Origin of the sequence: Flavobacterium sp. Leaf82, from assembly GCF_001422725.1 — a bacterium.
GTDB lineage: Bacteria > Bacteroidota > Bacteroidia > Flavobacteriales > Flavobacteriaceae > Flavobacterium.
Genome location: NZ_LMMA01000032.1, coordinates 532,025 through 544,467, shown reverse-complemented (window position 1 = coordinate 544,467; position 12,443 = coordinate 532,025). Strand labels below are relative to the sequence as shown.

The following is a 12,443-nucleotide window of genomic DNA, read 5'->3' as shown; positions in this document are numbered from 1 at the left end:
TAGTGAATAGCGGGACATAAGGTGTTTTGAAAATGGCAGTTTTGCTTCAAAAAAAAACACCAGCCTTTCGACTAGTGTTCTGATATTTTTATATTATAGAAATTATGCGATTTCTTTCTCTTTCTTTTTAAATATTTTTTCGAATAGGTTTACAAATCCTAATACTACAAATCCTAATATAATACCTACTACAAATTCTTTTATGATTACGGGAATATTAATTTTAGGTGCTAAATGATGAAAGAACGGGATGTAATGCACGAAGATTCCGCCTGCAACCAGAATTAAAGCTATTGTTCCTATAACAGTTAAACCTTTAATTACTATAGGAAGGGCTTTCACTAATATATTTCCGATAAATTTTGATATGCTTTTTTCGTTTTTACTAAACTTAATCAGTTTATAACCTGCTTCGTCCATTCGAACAATAAGAGCCACAATACCATAAACACCAATAGTGGCAATTAATGCAATTATCGAAGTTACAATGATTTGTTGTATTAAAGGTTCGTCGATTACGGTTCCTAAGGCAATAATTACTATTTCTACAGATAAAATAAAATCAGTTACAATAGCTGATTTTACTTTTCCTTTTTCGGCTTCCAGAATTTCTTCTTCGGTTAAAACTTCATCAGTTATTCCTGCAGACTCGTCATGGCTGTGTGGAAATATAAATTCATAGATTTTTTCGGCTCCTTCATAAGCTAAAAACAATCCACCAAGTACAAGGATTACAATGATTGCAACCGGTAAAAATGCACTTAATAAAAAAGCTATGGGTAAAATAATTATTTTATTAAGGAGTGAACCTTTACTAATTGCCCACAATACCGGAAGTTCTCTTGATGAAGCAAATCCTGAAGCTTTTTCAGCATTTACAGCTAAATCATCGCCTAAAATTCCGGCTGTTTTTTTTGCTGCAATTTTACTCATTACTGCAACATCATCCATAATTGCTGCGATATCATCTAATAGTACGAAAAAACCTGATGCCATTATCTTTTATTTGGTTTTAAAAATTGTGTAATTCACTGGCATTGAGCAAACAGTTTAATGCACAATTTTGTTTATTTATAGGCGCTAATCTAAGACTTTTTTTGGTTATTTTTTAGTATAAAATTAACTACATTGTCCTAAAATCACCCAAATAATTATAAAAACGAAAATAGTACCAAAACATCCTCCGCCTAATTTTTTTGCTCCGTAACCTGCCAGTAATCCTCTAAAAATATTGTTCATAGTGTTTCTTTTTAATGATTTGTAAAATAAATTTCTGAAAGTAAAGTTCATACTTTAATCCCTGAATCTATTTATATGACTTTTAAAAAAAGTTTCATGATTTACGGATTGGAAATTTTAAACAAAAAAAGCATCAGTAGTAAACTGATGCTTTCCCATAACTTAATTAAATTTAATCTGTAAAACAAACACCAGCTTTTCAGCTGGTGTTTGTCTCAAAAAAATAAAAACCAAAAAATAATTATCTTTCAATATGGGTTTGATTTCTAAAAACCAACTGCCCATCAAAAGCATCTAATAATATAATACTATCTGTAGTAATGTTTCCTGCCAAAATTTCTTTCGACAATTGATTCAGTACTTCTCTTTGTACAACACGTTTTACCGGTCTTGCTCCAAATTGCGGATCATATCCTTTGTCAGATAAATACTTGATCGCTTCTGGTGTAGCATCCATTGCAATACCTTGTAAGGCAAGCATTTTTGTAACACTCTTAAGCTGTAAACTCACAATTCTTGAAATATTGTCTATTGTTAAAGGTGTAAACATTACAATTTCGTCGATACGGTTAATAAATTCCGGACGAACAGTTTGTTTCAATAATCCCAGAACTTCAACTTTGGCAGATTCTGTAGCAGATTCAATACTTCCTTTTAAGTTCTCAAATTTATCTTGTATAATCTGACTTCCCATATTGGATGTCATGATGATAATTGTGTTTTTAAAATCAGCTAAACGACCTTTGTTATCTGTTAATCGGCCTTCATCAAGAACTTGTAATAAGATATTAAAAGTATCCGGATGCGCTTTTTCGATCTCGTCTAATAAAATTACAGAATATGGTTTTCTACGCACGGCTTCTGTCAATTGACCGCCTTCGTCATAACCCACATATCCCGGAGGCGCTCCTACTAAACGGCTCACACTATGACGTTCCTGATATTCGCTCATATCGATACGCGTCATTGCATTTTCGTCATCAAAAAGATATTCTGCCAGCGCTTTTGCTAACTCTGTTTTACCAACTCCGGTTGTTCCTAAGAATAAGAAGGTACCAACTGGTTTTTTCATGTCCTGCAAACCTGCACGACTTCTACGTACGGCATCACTTACAGCCTCGATCGCTTCTTCCTGACCTACAACACGTTTGTGCAACTCGTCTTCAAGATGCAATAGTTTCTCACGTTCTGTCTGAAGCATTTTCATAACCGGAATTCCGGTCCATTTTGCGACTACTTCAGCAATATCTTCGCGGGTTACTTCTTCTTTTATTAATGAAGTTCCTAATTGATATTCCTGTAATTGTTTTTGTAAAACGTCAAGACGTTCTTGTGCTTCTTTTATTTTTCCGTAACGAATCTCAGCAACTTTCCCGTAATCTCCATCACGTTCTGCACGTTCTGCTTCATATTTAAAATCTTCAATTTCTAATTTAACAGCCTGGATTCCGTCAACAACATCTTTTTCAGATTTCCATTTTGCATAGATTTCGTTGCGTTCTTCTTTTAAGTTCGCCAAATCCATGTGCAGGATTTTCAGTTTACTTTCTTCTTTTTCACGTTTAATCGCTTCAATTTCGATTTCTAACTGCATGATTTTACGATCCAGAACATCTAATTCTTCTGGTTTCGAATTAATTTCCATACGCAATTTAGAAGCTGCCTCATCCATTAAATCGATCGCTTTGTCCGGTAAAAAACGATTCGTAATATAACGTTGCGAAAGTTCAACGGCTGCAATAATTGCCTCATCTTTTATTTGAACTTTATGATGCGTTTCGTATTTTTCCTTGATTCCGCGTAAAATCGAAATTGCACTTTCTGTATCTGGCTCATCGATTAAAACCTTCTGAAAACGACGTTCCAGAGCTTTATCCTTTTCAAAATATTTTTGATATTCGTCTAAAGTTGTTGCTCCAATTGCTCTTAACTCTCCACGAGCCAAAGCTGGTTTAAGAATATTAGCTGCATCCATTGCGCCTTCTCCTCCACCCGCGCCTACAAGTGTGTGAATTTCATCAATAAATAAAACAATATCACCTTCTGCAGCTGTAACTTCTTTGACAACAGATTTTAAGCGCTCCTCAAATTCTCCTTTAAACTTAGCACCCGCAATTAGTGCTCCCATATCAAGTGAGAAAACGATTTTATCTTTTAAGTTTTCCGGCACGTCGCCATCAACAATTCTATGTGCCAATCCTTCAGCAATAGCAGTTTTACCAACTCCGGGTTCTCCAACTAACATTGGATTATTTTTTGTTCTACGAGTCAAAATCTGCAGCACACGACGAATTTCTTCATCACGGCCAATAACAGGATCAAGCTTTCCGTTTCGTGCTAATTCGTTTAGGTTTTTAGCGTATTTATTTAATGAATTATAATTTTCTTCAGCAGAAGCAGATGTTACTCTTTCTCCTTTACGAAGTTCTTCGATTGCTGCTTTTAAACCTTTTCCGGTAACTCCCTGATCTTTTAAAATCTGAGAAACTTTACTTTTTGAATCAAAAATTGCCAAAATCAAATGTTCGATAGAAACATATTCATCGTTCATTTTTTGAGCAATAATCTCAGCTTCATTCAATGCTTTATTTGCATCTCTGGAAAGTAAAATATCACCTCCGGAAACTTTTGGAAAACTCTGTATTGTACTGTCTAATATTTGTAAAAACAACGGAACATTTACATTTAGTTTTTTCAGAATAAACGGCGCCACATTTTCGTCTACTTCAAAAATAGCCTTAAAAATGTGTTCGTTTTCTATTTGTTGCTGTCCGTTGCGTTGTGCCAATTGTTGTGATAACTGAATGGCTTCCTGCGACTTAATTGTAAATTTATTTATGTTCATATGTATACGATTTAAGTTTGATTTTTAGCTGTAAAGTTCGATATCATTAAAATTACAATTTATTGGATTAAATTTTTAACTTTAAATAATATAACTTTGCTATCGATTAGTCAAATTATATTCCACAGTAAAAATAGAGACAAAATGACATCAAAAACCAGTATTTCACTTGTTTTTAGCGTCAAAAAGTCATAAAACAAGTCAAATATGAGCTTTTTAAATTCAATATTCGGAAATTCAGATAATGCAGATACACCAAAAAGTAATGTAAATTGGACAGAATTAACCGATGTAGCACAATTAATAGAAGTTACAGCGATCTCGAATGAAAAGCCGGTTGTAATTTTTAAACACAGCACAAGATGTAGCATTAGCCGTATGGCTTTGAAACAATTTGAGCGTGAATATGATTTAAATGAAAGTGTTGATGCTTATTTTTTAGACTTAATTGCGCATCGCGATATTTCTAACGAAATTGCCAGCAGATTTAATGTATATCACGAATCTCCACAACTAATTTTAATCAGAAACGGGAAAGCTGTTTATGATGTTTCCCACAGCGATATTGATGCAGTAGCTTTGAAGGAGAAAATATAAATTTCAGGTAAAATGATTTTTATAAAATGTGAGATGTAAATTAATAAGGTTACATCTCACATTTTTATTTATAATTAATCATTAACCATTCACAATTAACTAAAAATTTCCTTCTGAACCTCCGCCACTAAATCCTCCGCCGCCAAAATCCATTGGAGAATCTGGTCCTTTTACTTCTGGTTTCATACCAAACGTTGAGGCAATTATTAGAGCTTCGGCATTTAAAATCGCATTTGAATTATTGATTCTGTCTGGCTTAAATGTCAATCCCTCTTCCTTATCTTTTAGTTTTTTAATCGAAAAATAAGCTATTGCGAATAAAACTAATCCACCAAGAGTTAGCGCAACTTCGATTGGTAAAACAGAGTGATAAAATCGAATAGTATAAATTGAAAATCCTATGGCTAAAAAACTAATCCAAAGCATGATCCTGTCTTTGGTTCTTAAAGCCTGAACTAAATAAACTACCGGAATGATAAAGGTAAAAGCATAAAATAAAATCGCAAAAGGAATATCATTGCCCGGAAGTATTTCATTATCTAAAAGCTGTACAGAAAGTTCTCTAACTACTAAATAATTGCAGGAAAGATAAAACAATATCAAACAAAAGCTATTGGCTAATAATGCCCCTTTATAGTAATAACCTGCAGTAAGATTATTAATTATTCTTTTTGTAAAGAAATAAAAGACTGCTGAAGCCAGCATCGCTACAAATGGTAAAATCATTTTTCCGATATCGCCAAACTCAAACATTCCGAAAAATAAAACCGCAGCAGCTGCGATGCAAAAAATCAATAAAGAAAGTAAATGCAAATATCTTCTGTACATAAAAAAAGAAGATACTGCTACAAACAGCGCTATTTGTATCTCATAACCTTCCGTAGTTATGGCAATAGCAAATCCTATATTTAAGAGAGCTCCTAAAATAAAAGCATCGTCTAAACCATGTCCAAAATATTTTTGATTGGCTAAAATCTCTGCTCCTGTAAAACCAATTGCAGCAAAAATATAACAGCAAATACTAAAAAAAGTACGCTCAGAACCTGAACCGGTTAATCCCAATAATGCAATTACACCACATACAGATAAATACAAAAATGCTCCTAATAAAAAGAATCCCAATCGTACCAAAATGTTACTTTGTCTTTTAAAAGCCGGTAATTCTTTTTTGATTAAATTCTTTTGCTCTTTACTAATAAATCCAGCCGATTCTAAAGAATTAGCTTCTTCGACTAAAGCTAAATTGTTTAATAAATTTTTCTCGTATACTATCATGCCGTAATTTCTTTATTGAAGGTTTTAATCAGTTTTATAAACATTATTATAGATCCAATAAAATATACAGGAAGAATCATAATGAATAATACCCAAACATCTGAAAAATTAATATTCTCCATAATCCTGATAAAGAATATATTTAATCCAATATAAGCGTAGATAATCATAAAAACATATAATGAGATTGCTTTAAGTTCATGGCTGATTTTGTAGAAATAAAAAGAAGAAGCCGCTAAAACAATTAGAAATAAAAACCATATTCCGTCTTCAAAATATTCAAGCAAACTGCTAATTGTTGCAATGCTAATAATATGTAAAGCAAAAGTGAGATAGATAATATTAAAGTGTAATTTTAATTGAATCCTTGAACTGTAAATTGTCCATAAAATAAGTAAAACTCCTAATATTATAGCGGAATAACTTAACGTTTGGTCTTGGTAAAAATTACTATTGTTTAATAAATCCTGAGGCGTTACAGAAAGCCCAACATATGCCGCCAAACCTGTAATTGCAATTGTTAGCACACTTTTATTATCAAAATAATAAGCACAAAAGAAACTGACAACCGTTGGGATTAAAGTTGCTATACCGTAATTTGTTCCAAAAGGTTTATACTGAAATTGTAAATATCCTATAAAAATACACGTCAAAATACTGGCAGCCAAAACCAGATATTCCAGAACAGGATGTTCAAATGTAGTTTCCTGTTTTTGAAATCCTTTTGAATTTTTAAAACAGAAATAAAAGCAAACTCCAATAACAATTAATAAGAGTGACAAAATTGCAATATGACCAATTGTATCTATATTATTGTAAATTAAAATACCAATTCCGGACGTAAATAATAAAACAGAGAAATAGAGAAACAATTTTAACTCTGCATTTAGCGAGAAAATATTCAAATTGCGATAAGAAGATATTTCCTTATATTGATCCTGGGTTATCAAATTCTTTTGCAACAACGCTTTAGTAGACTGGTCATCAAATTTATTCATATTTTATTTTTATAAACATACAAATCAAAAATAGTCTTTTTTGTTTGAAGAAAACCTTACCAGTAAAAATAAACCTACTAAACACTTGTTTTGTTTCGCTTTAATTATAATATTTTGACAAAATAATTGTTTATAATATTTATTAAAGTAAATTCGTGTAATCGATTACATTTAAAAACTATCTAAACAAAAACCACAAAACCAAACTCTAAAAAATGAAAAAAAATCTCGTTCTGCTCTTTTTCTTATGGAGCTTATCCAATCTTTCTGCTCAGAATTATTATATGGAATCTCCTGAAGGATTTGGTGCCGCAACTACCGGAGGCGGAACTTCAACTCCTGTCACTGTAACAACATATGAAGATTTACTGGCAAAAATTAAATCAAAATCTCCTGAAGTAATTTTAGTATCGGGAACAATTACAATTCCTAACGGTAAACCGATACAGCAAATAGTTTCGAACAAATCTATCATAGGATTGCCCGGAGCTAAACTTATAAATGAAAACCAATCGAATCCCGGAGCAGGTATTTTATATTTAAAATCTGGATCAGATAATGTGATTATAAGAAACTTAATTTTTATTGGCCCGGGATCCTATGATATTGACGGTCAGGATAATTTAACCGCAGATTGTACCAATCTTTGGGTCGATCACTGTGAGTTTCAGGACGGTCAGGATGGGAATTTTGACAATAAAGGAAAAACAGATAACGTCACTATTTCATGGTGCAAATTTACCTATCTAAAAGCGCCAAAATCCGGAGGTTCCGGCGGAGCTGATGATCATAGTTTTAGCAATTTAATTGGTTCCGGCAAAAATGATTTTCCTGCTGATGGACATTATAGCATAACTTTTAAAAATTGTTATTGGGCACAAGGATGCAAACAAAGAATGCCTCGCGCCAGAAATGCCGAAATTCATATCCTGAATTGCTATTACAATACATCAGAATCCGGTTCTTTGGCTATTGGTCTAGGCGGTGGAATTAAAAACTCTACGTGTTATGTTGAAGGTACTGATTTTGCTAAAGTCGAAAAGGTATTTAAAGAATACATCAGCACAGATGGAGGAACTGTGGGAATTGTTTTTTCTAATTGCCGTAAAGGTCCAATGGATTTTGGTACACCTGTAAATAAACCTACCTATAGTTATACAACAATTCCTCTTAGTAAAGTTGAAGAATATGTCGCAAATAAATCTTGCGGTGCCGGAGCAACACTTCAAGTAAGTTCAACGGGTATTATTTCTACAAATTGCAGTAATAAAATTTAAAGCATAAAAAAAACCGATTTGTATCAAATACAAATCGGTTTTCTTTAATTGGTAAAAGCTTTAAAAAGCAGCTTTCATTTTGTCTTTTATAGCATTAAGGCATAAGTTATTTATACTGCCTTCGTGTGTGTGTTTTGTTTCTTTTGGAGATTGATAAGTTCCTGCTTCTAATTGTTCTGCAACAGTTTTGTATGCATCTCTAAAAGGTATTCCTGCAACAACCATTTCATTTAAGGTATCTACTGTAAACAGATAATCGTACTTTTTATCTTTTAGAATATTATCTTTTACTGTAATGTCTTTTACCGAGAAAATTGCAATATCTAAACACGCTTTTAAATTTTGAAGTGCCGGAAATAATCCTTCTTTCAAAAGTTGTAAATCTCTGTGGTAACCACTTGGTAAATTATTGGTAATTAAAGTGATCTCGTATGGAAGTGCCTGAATTTTGTTGCATTTTCCTCTGATTAATTCGAATACATCCGGATTTTTCTTGTGCGGCATAATACTTGAACCTGTTGTAAGATGCGCCGGAAGACCAATAAAATCAAAGTTTTGACTCATGTACAAACAAACATCCATAGCAAATTTTGATAAAGTCCCAGCAACACTTGCCATTGCAAATGCAACGGTTTTCTCTGCTTTTCCACGACTCATCTGAGCTGCAACAGCATTGAATTTCAGCGTTTCAAAACCTAATTCCTGAGTTGTAAATGTTCTGTTGATTGGAAATGAACTTCCGTAACCTGCAGCAGATCCTAACGGATTTTGATCGACAATTTTTGAAGCTGCGTTTAACATCGTAACATCGTCAATAAAACTTTCGGCGTAAGCAGAAAACCACATTCCGAATGACGATGGCATAGCAATTTGCAAATGCGTATATCCTGGCAATAAAACATTTTGGTGTTTTTCTGCCGATTCCATCAACAAATCGAACAAGGTTTTTACTTGTTCTTTTAAGGCTTTTAATTCGTCTTTCAGATACAAATGAACGTCTACTAAAACCTGATCGTTACGAGAACGCGCGGTATGGATTTTCTTTCCGGCATCGCCTAGTTTTACAGTTAGTAAATATTCTATTTTAGAATGTACGTCTTCAAAACTATCTTCGATTTCGAAGTTTCCTTTTGCAACGTCAGCAATGATTTCGTTTAAAGCATCAACTAGAGAAGTTGTTTCTTCCTGAGTTAACAAACCAATTTGCCCCAACATCTTGGCGTGTGCAATAGAACCTAAAGCATCGTATTTTGCCAAAACTAAATCGAGTTCACGATCGTTACCAACGGTGAAATGTTCGATTTGTTTATCTGTTGGTATTCCTTTTTCCCAAAGTTTCATAGGTTATATTTTTTTTTCGCCACGAATTCACGAATTTTTAAATTCAAAGATTGTCAAAAAATAATTCGTGAATTCGTGGCGGTTTTTTTTCTTATAATTTAAAGAAATCGGTTAGTATTTTGATATACAAGTCGACTCCTTCTTCGATTTCGTTTATGAAAATAAATTCGTCTGCTGAATGCGAACGTAAAGTTTCTCCTGGTCCTAGTTTTAAAGACTTACATCTTAAAACAGATTGATCTGAAAGTGTTGGCGATCCATATGTTGTTCTTCCTAAAGCGATTCCGGCTTGTACTAAACCATGCTCAACCGGAATAGACGAAGCATTTAAATGCATCGATCTTGGCGTTACTTCGGCATTTACATTTGCTTTTACAACTTCAAGAATCTCGGCATTTGTATAACGATCTGTTACGCGAATGTCTACCACCAAATCACATTCTGAAGGCACTACATTATGTTGTTTTCCGGCACTAATTTGGGTTACGGTCATTTTTACGGGACCTAAAACGTCTGAAATTTTGTCGAATTTATAGTTTTTAAACCATTCCATTACAGGAATTGATTTATATAATGAGTTATCATCGTTTTGATGCGCGGCGTGGCTTGCGGTTCCTTTTACTTTTACGTCAAGAACTAACAGACCTTTCTCAGCAACAGCAAGTTGCATTAATGTTGGTTCGCCAACAATCGCGCAATCTAACTCTGGTAAATGCTGTAAAACGCTGTTTAAACCATTTTTTCCGCTGCTTTCTTCTTCTGCCGAAGCTACAATTACAAGGTTATGAGACAGATTTTGATTCTCATAAAAATGCACAAAAGTGGCTAATAACGAAACCAGACATCCTCCGGCATCATTGCTTCCTAGTCCGAATAATTTGCCGTCTTTTTCGATGGCTTTAAAGGGATCGTTAGTGTACGCCTGATTTGGTTTTACGGTATCGTGGTGTGAATTGAGTAAAAGTGTTGGTTTATTTTCGTCGAAATATTTATTGAAAGCCCAAACATTATTATTTTCTCTTTTAAAAGGAATTTCGTTTTGATTGAACCAATTTTCTATTAAAAGGGCTGTTTGATCTTCTTCACTAGAAAATGAAGGCGTTTCGATAAGGCTTTTTAATAAACTAATTGCTTCCTGAGTAAGCGTTGCAATATTTTTCATAGTTGTTTAGGTTCTCTGCTGTACCCGATAGCTATCGGGACAAAGTCACAAAGTTTTTTAATTAATCTGTGACGATTTTAATTTGCGCAAATTTCTTAAATTAATATTTAAAATGTCTTGTGCACATGTATTTTTTTGCCACAAATTACACGAATTTTCACTAATTTTTTATTTTCATTCGATTATAATTCGTGAAAATTCGTGTAATTCGTGGCAACCTTTTTTATAACGTAATGGTAGTGTGCAGAACGTCTGGATTTTGAAGCATTTTATGATGCCCTATTTTGATTTTCTGAACGCCTCTTGACAAACTATTGAAGCAATTATCCAATTTTGGAATCATTCCGGAATGGATTACTTTTTCTTCTTTTAGTTTATTATAAAGTTCTTCGTTGATTTGGGTTATTACAGATGAATCATCTTCTGAATCTTGCAAAACACCTTGTTTTTCGAAACAATATGTCAATGTAACATCAAAAACTTCAGACAATGCGATAGACAATTCGCTCGCAATAGTATCGGCATTTGTGTTTAATAATTGTCCGTTTTTATCGTGAGTAATCGCGCAGAAAACGGGAACGATTCCTGTTTCTAATAAAGTGGCTAATAATTTGGTATTAACCTGTTTTACGTCGCCCACAAATCCGTAATCGATTGTTGGATGATTTCGTTTTGTAGATTGAATTAAATTTCCGTCAGCTCCAGAAAAACCAATTGCGTTGTTGTCTTTGGCTTGCAATTGCGCTACAATATGTTTGTTGATTTGTCCGGCATAAATCATCACGACAACATCAAGCATTGGCGCATCGGTAATTCGTCGTCCGTCGATCATTTGCGGAACCAAACCAATACTTTGTGCCATTTTTGTAGCCGATTTTCCTCCGCCGTGAACTAAAACTTTATAGCCTTCGATTTTAGAAAAATCAGTTAAGAATTGTTCTAACTCGGTTGGATTATCGATAATGTTTCCACCAATTTTTATTACTGTAATTTGCATATTTTTAAGGTCTCAATTAATTCACATATTTTTCTATGTAGATATTTTCTAAGATTCTAATTAACCTATTTCTATTTTTTCTTCTAGTATCCAAAATTTCCTTCACTATGGTTCTTTCAATAAAAAAAATTAAATTTAATCCAGCAAAAATTAATGCAAAGACTATTTTATAAAAGTATAAATATTCGTCAAGTTTATTATCTGAAAAATTCACAAATCCGCTTAGGAAACTTCCAAAAAATAAACTCCCAAAAATCATTGCAAACAAATTGACAGAAATTGGATATTTAAATTTTTTATCCTCATTTTCTTTTCTTATACAATCAATTAAAAAAAGAAGACTATCTTTTTCATAAATATTACTACTTTGAAATATCTTTTTAAACTCTTCTTTTTGAATTTCAGCAATTTGTTTATTTCTTGAATTTGAAAAATGTAAAGTATAAGAATATTTCTCTTCAATGATTACTCTTTCTTTTTTAATTTTAAAGTTCAAAAAATAAACTCCTAAAAAAAAACTTATGAAACCAAAAACAATTCCTATCAAATATTGATTTTTCATTATAAAATAAAACATTAATAAAGAAAAGATTATCCCTAATCCAACCATCAACACTTGAAATGCTTTCCATTTTATTGAGAAATATTTATTTACCAAATTCCACGTTGATAATTTAGAATTTATTGCAATCAGATCCTCTATAGTAATCAT

General features: G+C 32.8%; 10 protein-coding genes. 2 read left to right on the top strand and 8 right to left on the bottom strand.

The features are described 5' to 3' along the window. Positions 1-102: 102 nt before the first annotated feature. Together ASF10_RS16880 and clpB are read right to left on the bottom strand one after the other, a co-directional pair. Positions 103-996 carry a DUF808 domain-containing protein gene (locus ASF10_RS16880; RefSeq protein WP_056251445.1) on the bottom strand — a complete coding sequence of 298 codons (894 nt, stop codon included), beginning with the start codon at positions 994-996 and terminating at the stop codon, positions 103-105. A gap of 484 nt (positions 997-1,480) precedes the next feature. Beyond that, positions 1,481-4,084, bottom strand: coding sequence for an ATP-dependent chaperone ClpB (gene clpB, locus ASF10_RS16875; RefSeq protein WP_056251443.1), 2,604 nt, complete (start codon positions 4,082-4,084; stop codon positions 1,481-1,483). A gap of 207 nt (positions 4,085-4,291) precedes the next feature. Here clpB and ytxJ point away from each other — a divergent pair, with 207 nt between their 5' ends. Continuing rightward, positions 4,292-4,681 carry a bacillithiol system redox-active protein YtxJ gene (ytxJ, locus tag ASF10_RS16870; protein WP_056251440.1) on the top strand — a complete coding sequence of 130 codons (390 nt, stop codon included), beginning with the start codon at positions 4,292-4,294 and terminating at the stop codon, positions 4,679-4,681. A 99-nt stretch (positions 4,682-4,780) separates the two neighbouring features. On the opposite strand, the gene ASF10_RS16865 is transcribed toward ytxJ, so the two are convergent. Both ASF10_RS16865 and ASF10_RS16860 read right to left on the bottom strand, forming a co-directional pair. After that, the gene (locus tag ASF10_RS16865; RefSeq protein ID WP_056251438.1) at positions 4,781-5,956 is read right to left on the bottom strand and encodes a hypothetical protein; all 1,176 of its coding nucleotides are present in this window, start codon (positions 5,954-5,956) and stop codon (positions 4,781-4,783) included. After that, positions 5,953-6,954 carry a DUF2157 domain-containing protein gene (locus ASF10_RS16860; RefSeq protein WP_056251434.1) on the bottom strand — a complete coding sequence of 334 codons (1,002 nt, stop codon included), beginning with the start codon at positions 6,952-6,954 and terminating at the stop codon, positions 5,953-5,955. The genes ASF10_RS16865 and ASF10_RS16860 overlap by 4 nt, the downstream gene beginning before the upstream one ends. Before the next feature lie 215 nt (positions 6,955-7,169). On the opposite strand from ASF10_RS16860, the gene ASF10_RS16855 reads away from it, so the two are divergent. Continuing rightward, entirely contained in the window at positions 7,170-8,231 is a 1,062-nt protein-coding gene (locus ASF10_RS16855; protein ID WP_082472452.1) for a polysaccharide lyase family 1 protein, read from the top strand. 60 nt (positions 8,232-8,291) lie between these two features. Here the strand turns inward: ASF10_RS16855 and argH are convergent, their stop codons facing one another. From argH to ASF10_RS16835, 4 genes are all read right to left on the bottom strand, one after another. Continuing rightward, a complete protein-coding gene (gene argH, locus ASF10_RS16850) occupies positions 8,292-9,572 on the bottom strand; it encodes an argininosuccinate lyase (protein WP_056251426.1) in 1,281 nt (426 codons plus the stop codon). 91 nt (positions 9,573-9,663) lie between these two features. Next, positions 9,664-10,734, bottom strand: coding sequence for a M20 family metallo-hydrolase (locus ASF10_RS16845; RefSeq protein WP_056251424.1), 1,071 nt, complete (start codon positions 10,732-10,734; stop codon positions 9,664-9,666). A gap of 223 nt (positions 10,735-10,957) precedes the next feature. Then, complete coding sequence (argB, locus tag ASF10_RS16840) at positions 10,958-11,731, bottom strand: acetylglutamate kinase (protein WP_056251420.1); 774 nt, start codon at positions 11,729-11,731, stop codon at positions 10,958-10,960. A 16-nt stretch (positions 11,732-11,747) separates the two neighbouring features. Next, positions 11,748-12,443 (bottom strand): hypothetical protein, encoded by a 696-nt coding sequence (locus ASF10_RS16835; RefSeq protein WP_056251417.1) that lies wholly within the window; start codon positions 12,441-12,443, stop codon positions 11,748-11,750.